A 16,500-nucleotide genomic window follows, 5' to 3' on the forward strand; every position below is an offset into this window, starting at 1 on the left:
CGCCGCGTTGTGTCGGCAAGCGAACACCACTCTGTCAAGGGCGTACGAGCTGTCACTACGAAGTTTCGCGGGTGTGCGAAAGGGTTAAAGGGTTACGTTCGAGGCGAGTTGAGCGGGCTCCCGGCGCACCGCGCAAACACGTCCGGCCGGACCTTGCGGGCAAGGTCCGGCCGGAGACGTGAGATTGACGTCAGTCGTTGACGGGTCAGCCGAGCAGCGTGTTCAGCGGCAGGACCTCGAGGCCGTGGGCCTCGGCGACCGGACCGTAAACGACCTTGCCGTCATGGGTGTTGAGGCCCAGCGCGAGCGCCGGGTCACGGCGCAGCGCCTCGGCCCAGCCGAGGTTCGCGAGCTGCACGATGTACGGCAGGGTCGCGTTCGTGAGGGCGTAGGTGGAGGTGTTCGGCACGGCGCCCGGCATGTTGGCGACGCAGTAGAAGACCGAGTTGTGGACCTGGAAGGTCGGCTCGGCGTGGGTGGTCGGACGGGAGTCCTCGAAGCAGCCGCCCTGGTCGATCGCAATGTCGACAAGGACACTTCCGGGCTTCATCTTCGCGACGAGCTCGTTGGTGACCAGCTTGGGGGCCTTCGCACCCGGGATGAGGACCGCGCCGATGACCAGGTCGGCCTCGATGACGGCCTTCTCCAGCTCGAAGGCGTTGGAGACGATCGTCTTGATCTTCGTGCCGAAGACCTTGTCGGCCTCGCGGAGCTTGTTGATGTCCTTGTCGAGCAGGGTCACGTGGAAGCCCATGCCGATGGCGATCTGCGCGGCGTTCCAGCCGGACACGCCGCCGCCGATGACCACGCACTCGCCGGCGTGGGTACCGGGGACGCCGCCGGGGAGCACGCCGCGGCCGCCGGCCGAGCGCATCAGGTGGTAGGCGCCGACCTGCGGGGCCAGACGGCCCGCGACCTCGGACATCGGGGCGAGCAACGGGAGCGCGCGGCCCGCGAGCTCGACCGTCTCGTACGCGATGGCGGTGGTGCCGGACTCCAGCAGGGCGTCCGTGCACTCGCGGGAGGCCGCCAGGTGCAGGTAGGTGAAGAGGGTCTGGTCCTTGCGGAGACGGTGGTACTCCTCCGCGATCGGCTCCTTGACCTTCAGCAGCAGGTCGGCGGTCTGCCAGACCTCGTCGGCCGTACCGAGGATCTCGCCGCCCGCGGCGACGTACTCGGCGTCCGTGATCGAGGAGCCGACACCGGCGTTCTGCTCGATGAAGACCTGGTGGCCGTTACGGACCAGCTCATGCACGCCGGCGGGCGTGATGGCGACCCGGAACTCGTTGTTCTTGACCTCGCGGGGGATGCCGACCTTCATCGTCGATCACGGTCCTTGGCTCAGGGGATATTACGGGGCACTTCCATACATACCCGCCCACAAGAACGCGCAACGGGATGCACCACGAGATGACGTGGTGAAGCCAGTCTAATGAAGGATGAGGCGCTGTCTAGCCTTGCAAACAAATAATCTCAGTCGGAATCACTGCGGATTTCGCAGGCTGCGGGGTCGTCTCCCAGCAATCTGTCGGCCGCCGACCTGTGCAGTCGGGCCGCCGCCGGGTCGCCCAGCCTGTCGAGCGTGTCGGCCAGCCGCACCTGGAGGGCGGCTTGAAGTCGCAGGTCCCCGGCCCTGCGCGCGAGCTCGACGGCCTGGCGGCAGGTGTGCAGGGATTCCGCGGGCCTGCCGGCGTACTCCTGAATGCGCGCCATCTCGCTCAACGCCTTTGCCTGACCCGGGACATCGGCCAGCTTCCGGTACCCCGCGGCGGCCGCGCGCCAGCTGCGCAGCGCGTCCCCGTACCGGCCCGCGTACGTGTGCACGTTGCCCAGCCGTCCGTACAGCCGCGCCTCGTCCGCGCGCTCCCCCCGGGCGAGTGCCTGGGACAGGGCCCGGCCGAACCAGTCGCAGGCCCGGTGCCAGTCGGCCAGCTCCTGGTACGCACCGCCTACGGATTCCATCGCGCGGCCCGTCGCGTACGGGTCGTTCGCCGCCTTTCCGGCGTCCAGCGCGGCCCGGTAGCGCTCCAGTGCCTCGTGCGTACGGCCCGTCTCGGCGTCCAGGTCGGCCAGGTTCAGCAGCGCCGCGGCCCGCTCCCGGTGCAGGCCGCGGCGCTCGGCGACGTCGAGGACCAGGCGGTGCAGCCCGTACAGCTCGGGCGCGGCGGCGCTGGTACCGCGGTGCTCGGCCAGGGCCCGTACGAGGGCGGCGACCAGGCGGCGGGCGAGGGTGTCCAGCTCGCCGTCCGCCACCGCGAGGGAGGCCGAGGCGGTCAGGGCGGGCAGCCGGGTGTCGAGCCAGGTGGCCGCCGCGCGCCGGTCGGGGAAGCGCAGCGCCCGCGGCAGCCCGTCCAGCCGCTCCCGCACGTGTTCCTCGTCGTCCGCGGCCATGGCGCGGCAGGAGCCCAGCAGCCGTACGGTCCGCTCCAGCATCCGGGCCCGGGCCAGCTGCACCTCGGCCGGCCGTTCCTTGGTCTCCAGCAGCGCCCGCAGCAGTGGCGCGAGGCAGCCGGGCAACAGGAACAGCCCGTCCTGCGCGTGCCGTACGAGGCCGAGCCCGGCGAAGTCCTCCAGGACGGACTGGGCGGCGGCGACGGAGCAGCCGGCGAGGGCGGACGCGGTGTGCGAGTCGACGATCCCGGCGGGCGCGAGCGGAAGCAGCCGCAGGGTGCGCTGGGCGGGCTGCGGCAGGGACTCGTAGACGAGCCGGAAGGCGCGCCCGAGCGGTCCGTCGGTGCCGGGCGGCATGTCGTGGAGCTGCTTGGCCAGGTCGGCGACGGAAGCCTGGGGGTGGGCGGCGAGCCAGCCTCCGGCCAGGCAGAGCGCGGCGGGCTGCCCCCCGCACTCCTGCGCGAGGGCTTCGGCGGCGAGCGGGTCGACCGTGATCCGGGTGTCCCGGATGCCCCCGGCGAGCATCTTGACCGCCGAGGGGGTGTCGAGCCCGCCGAGGGTGCAGGGACGCACATCCGGAATCCCGGTGAGGGGTCCCTCGGCGGTGACGACGACCAGGCATTCGGGGGTGTCGGGCAGCAGCGCGTCGACCTGGTGCGGATCGGCGGCGTCGTCCACGAGCAGGACGGCGCGCTTGCCCTTGAGGGCGGCGCGCAGGGCCGAACTGAGGTCGTCCTCGCCGGCGCCGGGAGGGGTGGGCCGCCCCAGCCCCTCCAGCAGGGTCCGCACCGCCCGCTCGGTGGCGACTGTCCCTCCGCCGGGGTGGGTGAGCCGTACGCGGAGAAGCGCGTCGGGGTAGTCCTCGCGGACTTCCCGTACGAGTTCCTCGGCCAGCGCCGTGCGTCCCGATCCCGGACGTCCGGCGATGAGGAGCACCCGCGCGCGGGGGGCCTTGGCCTTGCGGCCCGAGAGGGTGTCGAGTCCGGTCCGCGCGATGTCCTCGCGCAGCTCCTTGAGCTCACGCCGCCGCCCGACGAAATCCGTCACGGATCCGCTCCTCTCCCTGCCTTAGGGTTGCCGAGCGTAGTTCACGCAGAGCGACGGTCCATGTGGAGCGCGGCTGGTGCGTCGCCCGATCGGATCAGCCGATCGTCACATCAGCAGCCCATCCGGCCCCACAGCCGCTTCCTGCGGCTGCTACGCCTCGAACGGGCGGGCCGGCCAGGGAGCGAGGGCCGGGCGCAGGCAGTCCACGCCGCCTTCGCGGGCGAGCGCCGCGGACAGTGCGAGGACCCCGGTCACCAGGCCGGGGTTGCCGAGTTCACCCGCGAGTACGCCGCGCACCAGCTCCTGGAGCGGGACCCGGGCCAGCAGCATGTCGGCCTCCTCCTCGGACACCGCGAAGCGCTCCCCCGGCGCGGGTGCGAGGTCCCGCGCGAGGAAGATCCGGACCGCTTCGTCCGAGCCGCCGGGGGTGGAGAAGAAGTCGGCCAGCACCCGCCAGTCGCGGGCCTCGACGTGCGCCTCCTCGTACAGCTCCCGCTGCGCGGCGTGCAGCGGGTTCTCCCCGGGCACGTCCAGCAGGCCGGCGGGCAGTTCCCACAGCTTGTGCCGCACGGGGTGCCGGTACTGGTTGATGACCAGGACGCGCTGTTCCCCGTCGAGCGCGAGCACGCACACGGAACCGGGGTGCACCTGGTAGTCGCGGCGCACCACGGCCCGGTCGGGCATCCGTACCTGCTCCGAGCGGACCGCCGTCTTCGCGCCCTGGAACGGGGTGCGGGAGGCGACGACCTCCCAGGTCTCCGGGGTGTCCGCGATGTCTGCGGCGATGTCGGTGGCGATGTCGGTGGCCTCGTCCTTGCCCATGCCCAATACCTTCCCGAGAAACGTAGGCAGCCGGGGCACGATCCGTGCCCCGGCTGCCTACGTTATGCGCTTACGCGATCACTTCGCCGACTGCTGGCGCTCCACGGCGGCCTTGACCAGGCCCGCGAAGAGCGGGTGCGGCCGGGTCGGGCGGGAGCGGAGCTCCGGGTGGGCCTGGGTGGCCACCAGGTAGGGGTGGACCTCGCGCGGGTACTCGACGTACTCGACGAGCTTGTTGTCCGGGGAGGTGCCCGAGAAGACCAGGCCGGCCTTCTTCTCCAGCTCGCCGCGGTAGGCGTTGTTCACCTCGTAGCGGTGGCGGTGGCGCTCGTCCACGTACGCCTGGTCGCCGTAGACCTCGCGCACGATGGAGCCCTCGGCGAGCTTCGCCGGGTACATGCCCAGGCGCATGGTGCCGCCCAGGTCGCCCGCGCCCTCGACGAAGGCCAGCTGCTCCTCCATCGTCGAGATGACCGGGTGCGGGGTGGAGGCGTCGAACTCGGTGGAGTTCGCCTCCTCGATGCCCGCCAGGTTGCGCGCGGCCTCGATGACCACGCACTGCAGACCCAGGCACAGGCCCAGCAGCGGGATCTTGTTCTCGCGGGCGTAGGTGATCGCGCCGACCTTGCCGTTGACGCCGCGGTCACCGAAGCCGCCGGGCACGCAGATCGCGTCGACGTCGCCCAGCTGCGCGGCGGCGTCCTCCGGCGTCTTGCAGTCGTCGGAGGTGACCCACTTGATCTGGACCCGGGCCCTGTTGGCGAAGCCGCCGGCGCGCAGCGCCTCGGTCACCGACAGGTAGGCGTCGGGCAGGTCGATGTACTTGCCGACGAGCGCGACCTTGACCTCGTGGTCGGGGTTGTGGACCCGGTCCAGCAGGTCCTCCCACACCGTCCAGTCGACGTCGCGGAAGGGCAGGTCGAGCTTGCGGACGACGTAGGCGTCCAGGCCCTCGGTGTGCAGCACCTTGGGGATGTCGTAGATCGACTTGGCGTCGATCGCGGCGACGACCGCGGCCTCGTCGACGTCGCACATCAGCGAGATCTTGCGCTTGATGGAGGTCGGCACCTCGCGGTCGGCGCGCAGCACGATCGCGTCGGGCTGGATGCCGATGTTGCGCAGCGCCGCGACCGAGTGCTGGGTCGGCTTGGTCTTGAGCTCACCGGACGGGCCGATGTAGGGGAGCAGCGAGATGTGCACGACGAAGACGTTGTCGCGGCCGACCTCGTGGCGGACCTGGCGCACGGTCTCCAGGAACGGCAGCGACTCGATGTCGCCGACGGTGCCGCCGACCTCGGTGATGACGACGTCGACGTCGTCGGTCGCCATCCGCCGGATGCGGTGCTTGATCTCGTTGGTGATGTGCGGGATGACCTGCACGGTGTCACCGAGGTACTCGCCGCGCCGCTCCTTGGCGATGACCTGCGAGTAGACCTGGCCGGTGGTGACGTTGGCCGAGCCGTCGAGGTCGACGTCGAGGAAACGCTCGTAGTGACCGATGTCCAGGTCGGTCTCGGCGCCGTCGTTGGTGACGAACACCTCGCCGTGCTGGAAGGGGTTCATCGTGCCCGGGTCGACGTTCAGGTACGGGTCGAGCTTCTGCATCGTGACCCGCAGACCGCGCGCCTTGAGCAGCGCACCCAGGCTGGAGGCCGTCAGGCCCTTGCCGAGGGACGAAGCGACACCCCCGGTGACGAAGATGTGCTTGGTCGTCGAGGATGACGAATTTCGTGCCGGCATCGCCAAGAGGGGGCTCCCGTGGTCGCGAGGTGAGGTGCGTCCGACGCCCTTCCGCGGAGATCCGGAAGGGTCTCTGGGGGCGCCGAAGCTGCGGTTTCGGGGCTCCTGATTCGCACAGGCAGACCACCGGTCCACGGGGTACCAGCCTATCAGCGCCCGGACCCGTCCGCCTCCGGCCACGCTCCCCCGAACCTCGCGGGACCGGGTTGGGGCCCGTCCGCGCGGGGTATCCGTCCTGGTCACCCGTTCGGACGAGTCACATTGTCCCGGGGCTTAAGGGGATCACTAGTGTGCCGTCATATCCTGCTCGAATATCGCTGCACAACCGCGCCGAGCAGCCCGGCCTACGGTGTAACCACGCCACGTCCGGCAATCTAGGCTCGACGCGGGGATCCCTACACACAAGAGACCGCGCATCCGCGCATTGCAAGCGCCCTCAGGGGCGGACGTGGCTGTTCGACTGGAGATGCAACGTGTCCGGGCGCATCGAGGATTACGCACTGATCGGCGACATGCAGACCGCGGCTTTGGTCTGCCGGGACGGAGCCGTGGACTGGGCATGCCTTCCACGCTTCGACTCCCATGCTGTCTTCGCGAGCATTCTCGGCACCGAGGAACACGGGTTCTGGCGGGTGGCACCCGCGGTCCCGTCCGGCACCCCGGCCCCCCGGGCCGACCGCCGGCGCTATCGCGGTGACTCGCTCGTGCTGGAATCGGAGTGGGACACGCCGCGGGGGACCGTGCGCGTCATCGACTTCATGCCTCCCCGTGAGGACCACGCCCCGCAGCTGATCCGCATCGTCGAGGGGGTCAGCGGCCGTGTCCCCATGCGCTCCGCGCTGCGGATGCGCTTCTCCTACGGGCGGATCGTGCCCTGGGTCCACAAGGTGGACGGGCGCACCGTGGCCGTCGCCGGTCCGGACTCGGTCTGGCTGGACACCGACGCGCAGACCTACGGCAAGGACCTGACGACGTACTCCGACTTCACCGTCGGGCCCGGCGACCGCGTGACCTTCGCCATCAGCTGGCAGCCCTCCCACAAGGGCGCCCCGGACAACCCGGACGCCGAGGCGGCCCTGGAGGCCACCACCGACTTCTGGCGGGACTGGGTCGAGCACTGCACGTACCACGGCCCCTACCGGGAGGCGGTGGTCCGCTCCCTGATCACCCTCAAGGCGCTGACGTACGGCCCCACGGGCGGGATCGTCGCCGCGCCGACCACCTCCCTGCCGGAGGAGATCGGCGGCGTACGGAACTGGGACTACCGCTACACCTGGCTGCGTGACGCGGCGATCACCCTGTCGTCGCTGCTGCGCACCGGCTACCGCGACGAGGCCTCGGCCTGGCGGGACTGGCTGCTGCGGGCGGTCGCCGGCGACCCGGAGAACCTCCAGATCATGTACGGGATCGCGGGCGAACGGGAGCTGGGCGAGACCGAGCTGGACTGGCTGCCGGGCTACGAGAACTCCCGCCCGGTCCGCGTCGGCAACGGCGCCGCCCACCAGCTCCAGCTCGACGTGTACGGCGAGGTCACCGAGGCCCTGCACCTGGGTCACATGACGGGCCTGGCCCGCAACGACTACGCGTCGGTGCTCCAGCTCAAGCTGATCCGCTACCTCGAGACGCACTGGAACGAGCCCGACGAGGGCATCTGGGAGGTGCGCGGGCCGCGCCGCCACTTCGTGCACTCGAAGGTGATGGCCTGGGTCGCGGTGGACCGCACGGTCAAGCTGATCGAGAGCGGGGACGTGGACGGCCCGCTGGAGCGCTGGCGCGAGCTGCGCGACGAGATCCACGCCGACGTCTGCGAAAAGGGCTACGACAAGGAGCGCAACACCTTCACCCAGTCCTACGGATCCAGGGAACTGGACGCCTCCCTGCTGCTGATCCCGCAGATGGGGTTCCTGCCGCCGGACGACAAGCGGGTCATCGGCACCATCGAGGCGATCCAGCGCGAACTGTCCACCCCCGACGGCTTCATCCTGCGCTACCCGACGGCAGGTGAGGAGGCCGGTGTCGACGGCCTGGAGGGCGACGAGGGGGCCTTCTTGGCCTGCTCGTTCTGGATGGCCGACGACCTCGCGATGATCGGCCGCGTCGACGAGGCCCGCCGGCTCTTCGAGAAGCTGCTGTCGCTGCGCAACGACCTGGGACTGCTCGCCGAGGAGTGGGACCCCAAGCTCCAGCGGCAGGTGGGCAACTTCCCCCAGGCGTTCAGCCACGTCCCGCTGATCGACACCGCGCTGCGGCTGACGGCCAGTGGGGCCTACGGAGGCTGACGCCGCTCCCGGCGCGCTCCGCCGCGCCGGGAAGGTGGCCCCCGCCTACGCTGGAGGGGTTCTTCGCCCTCCAGGGAAGGAGGGGTGGGTCATGGCACCCTTCTCCAAGGCGGCCGACGCACTCGCCGCGCTCCGTGAGGACCTGGCCGGTGAGGTCTTCGCACCCGGTGACCCGGGTTACGACGGGGCCCGCACCGTCTTCAACGCGATGATCGACCGCAGGCCGGCCGTCATCGCCCGGTGCGAGAGCGTCTCCGACGTCGTCACCGCCGTGCGTTTCGCGCGGGACCTGGACCTGCACGTCGCGGTGCGCGGCGGCGGCCACAGCGTCGCCGGGATGTCCGTCAACGACGGCGGCTTGGTCATCGACCTGCGCCGGATGCACGAGGTGACCGTCCATCCGGCGGCGAAGGCCGTCCGGGTCGAGGGCGGGGCCACGATGAGCCACCTGGACCGTGCCTGCCAGCCGTACGGTTTGGCGACCACCGGCGGCCGGGCCTCCACGACGGGTGTGGGCGGCTTCGTCCTCGGCGGCGGAACCGGCTGGCTGGACCGCAAGTTCGGGCTGGCCGTGGACAACCTGCTGGGCGCGGAACTGGTCACCGCGGACGGCAGCGTGGTGGAGGCCACCGCCGACGAGAACCCGGAACTGTTCTGGGCCCTGCACGGCGGCGGCGGCAACTTCGGCGTGGCCACCTCGCTGACCCTGCGCCTGCACGACCTGCCGGCCATGTCCATCGCGTTCCTGCTCTACCTCCCCGAGCACGGACCCGACGTGATCCGTGCGTTCCGGGAGGTCGTGGAAGCCGGACCGCCCGAGGTGAGCGGCGCCTCGCTCTACCTGACCGGGCCGCCCGAGGAGTTCGTCCCGCCCCACCTGGTGGGGAAGCTGATGGCGGGCGCGCTGGTGACCTACGCCGGTCCCGAGGACGAGGTCCGCAAGCTCGCGGGGCCGCTCCTGGCGATCCCCCACGAGGTGGAGATGGTGACGGGCATCCCCTACGCCGATCTCCAATGCATGCTCGACGACCCTCCCGACATGCGGAACTACTGGTCCGCCGAGTACCTGACCGGGCTGCCGGACGAGTTCGTGGACCTCTTCTGCGCCCGGGGCGAGGCCATGCCGGTACCCACGGGCACCCAGCACCTGGTCATGCCCCAGGGCGGCGCGATCGCGGCCGGTCCCCGGCAGTGGCCGGTGCCGTACCGCGACGCGCCCTGGGTGGTGCACCCCTTCGGCATCTGGGAGGACCCGGCGGACGACGAGCGGTGCCGGCAGTGGGTCAAGGACGTCCGCGCCGACGCCCGGCCGTGGAGCACCGGCGCGGTGTACCTGAACTTCACCGGCGACGAGGGGGCCGAGCGGGTGGCCGCGGGGCTCGGCGCCGAGAACCTGGCGCGGCTGGGCACGGTCAAGCGCCGGTACGACCCGGACAACGTGTTCCGCTTCAACCACAACGTCAAGCCGCTGTGAGGGTCACGTCAGGGCGGCGATCACCTCCCGCGCCGCCCGCTCGCCCTCGGTGGCGCCGCCTTCCATGAACCCCTGGAAGTCGTAGCTGCAGTGCTCGCCGCCGATGTGGATCCGGCCCTGGGCGGTGCCCTCGTACTTGGCGTACCGGTGCAGGTAGCCGGTGGGCCAGTACGAGTACGCGCCCAGCGAGTACGGGTTCTTGTGCCAGGCCGAAAGCTGGGCCCGCCCGTTCCACGCGGCCTTGGTGCCGGGGAAGAAGGCGTCGACGCCCGTGAGGACCCGGCGCGCGAGGTCGCCCACGTAGGGGTCGGTCTCGGTGGCGAAGGGCGAGCCGGGGGTGAGCGCCCCGGCGAGGCTGCCGCCGCCGTACTGGAGCAGGATGCCGCCCGTGCCCGGCTGGACCTTGGTGGTGTCCCAGACCTGCTGGACCGGCGAGTCGGTGAAGCAGTCGCCGGCCGAGACGCCCGGCCAGGGGCCGGTGCCGCGCCAGGGCCGGGAGGTGAACTGCATGTTGAGCTTGGTGCAGTAGCCCATGCGGGCGTCGCGCAGCAGGTTCTTCATCAGCGGGTCGAAGCCGGCCCCCGACAGGTCGATCCGCTGGAGGATCGGCAGGGGCAGGCACAGGACGGTGTGGTCGGCGACGACGGTGCGCACCGATCCCGAGTCGTTGAAGGTCAGGGTCTGGGTGCCGTCGGCGGAGACGCGCACGGCGGTCAGCTCGCGGCCCATCACCAGCGAACCGGCCGGGAGGGCCTGGGCGATGGCGTTGGGGAGCCGGTCGTTGCCGCCGACGACGTGGTAGCGCTCGTTGGACAGGCCCCAGACGTTGAAGTTGCCGGGGTTGGGTTGGTAGCCCATCAGCAGGACCAGGGCGAGGGCGGACTGCCGGTCGGTGTCGGCCCCGTACTCGACGTTGTAGGCGACGTCGATGAAGCTGCCGAGCCGCGAGCCGTGGCCGCCGGGGACGCGGGTCTCGATCCACTCGTACAGGGTCATCTCGTCGAGGGCGGTGCCGGCGGGGGTGGTGGAGTTCCAGGAGACCTCGCCGGCGTCCTGGAGATCGCGGTGCAGCGCCTGGTAGACGGCCTTGAAGTCCTCGTCCGCCTGGCTGCGGGGGTAGTAGGCGCCGTTGAACCAGAGGACTTCCTCGGCACCGTTCGGTCCGCCGCCCAGGAAGTCCTCGACGGGGAGGTTGAAGCGCCGGCACAGCTCCAGGATCTTCTTGTGGCTGGTGTCGATCAGTTCGCCGCCGATCTCGGAGGTCTGGCCGTACGCCCAGTGCGTGCGCTGGCTGTACATGCGGCCGCCGACCCGGCTGGGGTTGGCTTCGTAGAGCGTGCAGCCGACGCCCGCGTCCTTGAGGGTGAGCGCGGCGGTCAGTCCCGATATCCCGGCTCCGACGACGGCGACGCGGGCGGGTGCGACGGGCGGCTTGGGGGCGGGGGCGGACTCGGCGGCGGAGGCGCCGGCGGAGGAGGCGAGGACGGTCCCGAGACCGAGGGCGGCGGCGCGGCCGAGCAGTTCGCGGCGGCCGAGGCCGCGGACCTCGTCGACGGGCAGGCCGAGGCGGCGGGCCGCGGCGTGTTCGGCGGCGAGCCGGCGGAGCGCGTGCATCTGGGGCGTACGTGCCATGGCGGGGGCTCCTTGTCGGTGGGCGGCTCTGTCGGTCAGCGGAGGGTGGACGCGGCGGACGGCACGGGCTCCTCGGCGCGTTCGGCGGCGTCCTCCAGCACGACGCGGCCGATGATCTCGTAGCGCTCGGGGGCCTTGAGCTTGAGCCACAGGCCCAGGCCCAGGCCGCCGAAGAAGACGACGCCGACGATCCACGGGATGAGGGTGAAGAAGAAGGAGTCGGCGGCGAGACCGGCTGCGGTCTCCATGTTGACCACCAGCAGGACGACCACGGCGGCCATGGCGATCCCCCCGATCAGCGGGGCCGTGAACGTCTTGAACCAGTGCCGGTCCTCGGGGTGGTTCTTGCGGAAGTAGCCGATCACCGCGAAGGAGCACAGGGTCTGGACGATGAGGATCGCCATCGTGCCGAGGATCGCGAGCAGCGTGTAGAGGTGGATGTACGGGTCCTGGCCGGTGAGCCAGAACAGCGCGACCAGGGCGGTGGCGATGGCGGTCTGCACCACCGAGGAGACGTAGGGCGAGCCGTGCTTGACGTGGGTGCGGCCGAGCGCGGGGTGCAGGAAGCCCTCGCGGCCGATGGCGTACAGGTAGCGGGCGGCGCACTGGTGGAAGGCCATGCCGCAGGCGAAGGAGCCGGTGAGCAGCAGCCATTGGAAGGCGTTCACGGCCCAGCCGCCGATGAAGGTCTCGGTGGGCGCGAAGAACAGGTCGAGCGGGTTCGCGGAGGCCGAGAGTTCCACCGACTCGGCCAGGCCGTTGCCGGCGATGGTCATCCAGGAGACGTAGATGTAGAAGAGGCCTACGCCGACGACGGAGATCAGGGTCGCCTTGGGGATCACCCGCTTGGGGTCGCGGGACTCCTCCCCGTACATCGCGGTGGACTCGAAGCCCACCCAGGACCAGAAGGCGAAGAAGAGGCCGAGCCCCGCGGAGGCGCCGGTGAAGGCGTTCTTCGGGTTGACCGGCTCGACGGGGATGCCGTCGGGGCCGCCGCCCGCGATCAGGACGGCGGTGGCGACGGCGAAGAGCACGGCGATCTCGGCGACGAGCATCACCCCGAGGGCCTTGGCGGTCAGGTTGATGTCGAAGTGGGCGAGGACGGCGGTGACGGCGAGCATCGCGGCGGCGTAGAGGACCCAGGGCAGGTCGACGCCGAGCTGGTCGTGGACGGTGGTCTTGGCGAAGTAGGAGAACACGCCGACGATCGAGGCCTCGAAGACGATGTAGGCGAGGACGGCGAGCATGCCGGAGGCCATGCCGGCGATCCGGCCGAGACCGTGCGAGATGTACCCGTAGAACGCGCCGGCGGCGGTGATCCGCTTGGCCATGGCGACGTAGCCGACGGCGAAGACGGTGAGCACGGCGGTCGCGAAGAGGTAGCCGGCGGGGGCTCCGACGCCGTTGCCGAAACCGACCGCGATGGGGAGGTTGCCGGTCATCGCGGTGATCGGCGCGGCGGTGGCGACCGCCATGAAGACCACCCCGACCAGGCCGACGGAATTGGCCTTGAGTCGCTGGACCTGGGGTGCTCCGGTCGCCGTGGGCGGGGTGCCGGTGACGTCTGTGCTCATGCCGTCCTCGTTCCTGTCGGATGGGGCGCCACTCTGTCGGCGGGTGACGCACACCACAATCGGCAGGCAGTCCGATAATCTCCTTGCGTGTCATACGAGTTGTCGGGCCGGAAGAGGACAGTTCGGGCTTCGCGACCGTCCGGTGACGTGTGGGGAACACGACGGGCGGTACCGTCCCGCGATATGGACAATCAGGGCGGCATCACGGTTCAGCGGGCGCTGGAACTGCCGGGACTGCGCAGCGGGCTGCCGGAGGTGGTGGCCTGCGCCGACCGCCTGGGCCGCACGGTGCGCTGGGTGCACGCGGGCGAGGTGCCCAACATCGCGTCGCTGCTCAAGGGCGGGGAACTGCTGCTGACCACCGGGCTGGGTCTGGGCACCCGCCCCGCCGAACAGCGGGCCTTCGTACGGCGGCTCGCCGACCGGGGGATCGCCGCGCTCGTCGTCGAGCTCGGGCCCCGCTTCACCCGGCTGCCCGCGACCATCGTCGAGACCGCCCGCGCCGCCGGGCTGCCGCTCGTCCAGCTGCACCGTGAAGTCCCCTTCGTCACGGTCACGGAGGAGGTCCACACCGAGATCGTCAACGGTCACTACGCGCTGCTCCAGCGCGCCGAGGAAGTCCACCGGCGGTGCACGGAGGCGCTGCTGGGCGGTGGCGGGATCCCGCAGGTGCTGCGCATCGTGGCCGACTTCGCGGCGAACCCGGTCTTCCTGGAGACCCCCGACGGGCAGCTGCTGTACGCGGCCGGTCCCGCGGGCGGCGACGCCGCGGCGGACCCGCTCCAGGTGTGGGAGGGCCTGCGGGGCCAGCGGGAGGCCGAGCCGTCCGCCAACACCGTGGTCATCGATGTCCCGGGCGGCGGCCACGGCACGGGCTCGGTCCGCGCGCGGGTCGTCCTGCTGGGCGTCTCGTCGCCGCTGCTGCCGGTGCACCGGATGGCGGCGGAGCGGACGGCGGGCGTGCTGGCGGTGGTGCTGATGCAGGCCCGCCAGGAGGACGAGCTGGCCGCGCGCGGCCGGGGCGACTTCCTCACGGACCTGGCCGAGGGGCGCATCTCGGCGGAGGACGCCCCGGCGCAGGCGCGCGTCCTCGGCTTCAAGCCCGGGGCGGGGCCGCTCCTGCCGGTGGTCATGCGGCTGTCCTCCGACCTGGGCCCGTCGGGGAACTGGGCGGTGCTGGCCCGGGCGGTGCTGGAGGAACTGAGCGCGGTGGGCGTCCCGGTCCTCCTGGGGGTCCGCCCGGTGGAGGGGAGGGTCCCCCTCCTGGTCTCCCTCCGCTCGGAATCGGAGCGCACGACGGTGGCGGACCGGGTGGCGGCCGCGCTGCGGGCGGGGGTGGAACGTGCGGGCCTGGACCGGGCGGGGGCGCCGCCGGCGGTGGTCGTCGGCGTCTCCGGCAGCTGGGCGGCGGCCTCGGCGGGCCTGCGCCACGCGGCGGAGACGGCGACGGCGGCCCATGGTCTGCCGGCCCGGCCCTGGTACGACGCGCGCCGCCTGGACATCGACCTGCTGCTGTGGCGGCTGCGTGAGCACCCCGACCTGGCGGCGTTCGTGGACCGCGCGATCGGGGCGCTGCGCGTACACGACGCCGCGTCCCGTCCGCCTCTGCTGCCCACGCTGGAGACGTACCTGGCCCACGCGGGCCGCAAGGCGGAGACGGCCCGTGAGCTCCACCTGAACCGCCAGACGCTGTACAACCGCCTGGCCCGCATCTCGGAGCTCCTGGGCACGGACCTGGACGACCCCGAAACGGTCCTCTCCCTCAGCCTCGCCCTGCGCGCCCGCCGCCACGTCCCGAGCCCTACCCCTTCTTGACGCGCCGCCCGCACGGCCCGGCCCCGGCGGGGCACGCCCTTCTCGACGCACCGCTCGCACGGCTCGGCCCCGGCGGGCCACGCCCTTCTCGACGCGCCGCTCGCACGGCCCGGCCCCGGCGGGCCTTGTCGGCTTCGCGCCGCTGCGCCGGACTCCGTCCGGCGGAGCCGGGGCGGGGTGCGGCCGACGGACACGAACGGGCCGTCGTCCTGGGGCTCCGCCCCAGACCCCGCGCCTCAATCGCCGGCGGGGCTGAGTTTCCCCGGCCCGGACCCCCCAGCCCCCGGGGGCTCACCCCAAAGCGCCCCGCCGACGATCGGCGCAGGCCCAGGGTTGTTCCAGCCCCGCCGGCGATTGAGGCGCGGGTCCGGGCGGAGCCCGGGGTGCCTCCAGCCCCGGCGATTGAGGCGCGGGTCCGGGCGGAGCCCGGGGAACGGGGGAAGGGCGGGTAGGGGAACAGCCCCGCAGGGGGCCGTCGAGCCGCCGGCGAGGCGGGCACCGCTCCCGGGGGCCGGGACGGCTCGGGTAGGAGCCCGGGGCCGGGACGGCTCGGGTAAGGGTGGGCGCAGCCCGGGGCGCGGCGGTTGCTCAGAGGCGGCGGGGGGCCGTCAGTTCGTCGTAGACCGACAGGACCTGCGCCACCGTGTCGTCCTCCGACGGCCACGTCGCCGCCTGCGCGCGCCCCGCCGCGGCGAGCGCCGCCCGCCGGGCCGGGTCCGCGAGCAGGGCAGTCACCGCGGCCGCCATCGCCCCCGCGTCCCCGTACGGCACCAGCACCGCCGCCTCCCCCACCAGTTCCGGCACGCCCCCCACCCGCGTGGCCACCAGCGCCACCCCGGCCCGCAGGGCCTCCTGCGCCAGCAGCGACCGGCCCTCCCAGCGGCTCGGCAGCACCGCCACGTCCGCCGCCGCCAACAGCCGGTACGCGTCCCGGCGCCGCCCCAGCAGCCGTACCGGCAGGCCCTCCGCCTCGATGCGCCGGGTCAGCTCCGCCCGTAGCGGCCCCTCCCCCGCGATCACCAGCAGCGGTACGGGGTCCAGCGCCCGCCACTCCCGCGCCGCCTCCAGCAGCAGCCCGTACCCCCGCCGCGCCACCAGACTGCCCACCGTGATCAGCAACGGCCGTTCCACCGCGCCCAGTTCCGCCCGCACCTTTTCCGGCTCCACCGCCGGCTCCGGCCCCGCCGCCACCGGTAAGGCCACCGCCGCCAGCCGGGCGTCCCGCGCCCCGCGCAGCCGTGCCAGGTCGACCTGGTCGGAAGAGGCCCCCAGCACCACCGACGCCGCCCGCGCCACGTGCCGTTCCAGCAGCCGGCTCATCTGCCCGAGCGCGCCCGCCGTTTCCGGGGCTCCGCCGTGCCAGGTCACCACCAGCGGCGCCCGCCGCCCGCGCCGGTCCCCGCGCAGCGCCAGCGCGGCCCGCATCCCGGCCCGTACCCCGTGGGCGTGCACCAGGTCGGCCCCCGCGCAGGCGGCCCGCAGGGCGGCTGCCGCGTCGGGGGTGAACTCGGCCCCGGCGCCGGTGAAGTCGTACGCGCCCTCCGCCTCGACGGGGGCGCACACCGTGACCCGTACGCCCCGCGCGGCGAGCCCGGTCGCGAGGGAGCGCACGTGCGCACAGCTCCCCGCTCCGGCGCCGCCGAGGACCTGGACGGTGCGCAGCGGTTCGCGCCCGTACGGCTGCGCGGGCACGGGCGGCGGGACCGGGGAGCTGCTCACGGGCCGA

General features: G+C 72.3%; 10 protein-coding genes. 3 read left to right on the forward strand and 7 right to left on the reverse strand.

Translation table 11 applies throughout. The features are described from left to right. Positions 1–205 precede the first annotated feature (205 nt). The 4 genes from ald to OHA81_RS07940 form a co-directional block, all read right to left on the reverse strand. Entirely contained in the window at positions 206–1,321 is a 1,116-nt protein-coding gene (gene ald, locus OHA81_RS07925) for an alanine dehydrogenase (protein WP_329194073.1), read from the reverse strand. A 152-nt stretch (positions 1,322–1,473) separates the two neighbouring features. After that, positions 1,474–3,438 (reverse strand): AAA family ATPase, encoded by a 1,965-nt coding sequence (locus OHA81_RS07930; RefSeq protein WP_329194074.1) that lies wholly within the window; start codon positions 3,436–3,438, stop codon positions 1,474–1,476. Positions 3,439–3,588: 150 nt separating this feature from the next. Beyond that, positions 3,589–4,260, reverse strand: a complete 672-nt coding sequence (locus tag OHA81_RS07935) for an NUDIX hydrolase (RefSeq protein WP_329194075.1) — start codon at positions 4,258–4,260, stop codon at positions 3,589–3,591. 78 nt (positions 4,261–4,338) lie between these two features. Further along, entirely contained in the window at positions 4,339–6,000 is a 1,662-nt protein-coding gene (locus OHA81_RS07940) for a CTP synthase (protein ID WP_329194077.1), read from the reverse strand. A gap of 473 nt (positions 6,001–6,473) precedes the next feature. On the opposite strand from OHA81_RS07940, the gene OHA81_RS07945 reads away from it, so the two are divergent. Then, on the forward strand, positions 6,474–8,279 hold the full coding sequence (locus OHA81_RS07945; RefSeq protein WP_329194079.1) for a glycoside hydrolase family 15 protein: 1,806 nt from the start codon (positions 6,474–6,476) through the stop codon (positions 8,277–8,279). 91 nt (positions 8,280–8,370) lie between these two features. Beyond that, on the forward strand, positions 8,371–9,753 hold the full coding sequence (locus OHA81_RS07950) for an FAD-binding oxidoreductase (RefSeq protein WP_329194080.1): 1,383 nt from the start codon (positions 8,371–8,373) through the stop codon (positions 9,751–9,753). A gap of 3 nt (positions 9,754–9,756) precedes the next feature. Here the strand turns inward: OHA81_RS07950 and OHA81_RS07955 are convergent, their stop codons facing one another. Further along, positions 9,757–11,385 (reverse strand): flavin monoamine oxidase family protein, encoded by a 1,629-nt coding sequence (locus OHA81_RS07955; RefSeq protein ID WP_329194082.1) that lies wholly within the window; start codon positions 11,383–11,385, stop codon positions 9,757–9,759. A gap of 35 nt (positions 11,386–11,420) precedes the next feature. Then, on the reverse strand, positions 11,421–12,959 hold the full coding sequence (locus OHA81_RS07960; protein ID WP_329194084.1) for an APC family permease: 1,539 nt from the start codon (positions 12,957–12,959) through the stop codon (positions 11,421–11,423). Between the two features lie 183 nt (positions 12,960–13,142). Between OHA81_RS07960 and OHA81_RS07965 the strand changes: the two genes are divergently transcribed. Next, on the forward strand, positions 13,143–14,774 hold the full coding sequence (locus tag OHA81_RS07965) for a PucR family transcriptional regulator (protein WP_329194086.1): 1,632 nt from the start codon (positions 13,143–13,145) through the stop codon (positions 14,772–14,774). A gap of 588 nt (positions 14,775–15,362) precedes the next feature. Here OHA81_RS07965 and OHA81_RS07970 read toward each other — a convergent pair. Next, entirely contained in the window at positions 15,363–16,493 is a 1,131-nt protein-coding gene (locus tag OHA81_RS07970) for a glycosyltransferase family 4 protein (RefSeq protein ID WP_329194088.1), read from the reverse strand. Positions 16,494–16,500 lie beyond the last annotated feature (7 nt).

The sequence above is a fragment of the Streptomyces sp. NBC_00667 genome, from assembly GCF_036226825.1.
GTDB lineage: Bacteria > Actinomycetota > Actinomycetes > Streptomycetales > Streptomycetaceae > Streptomyces.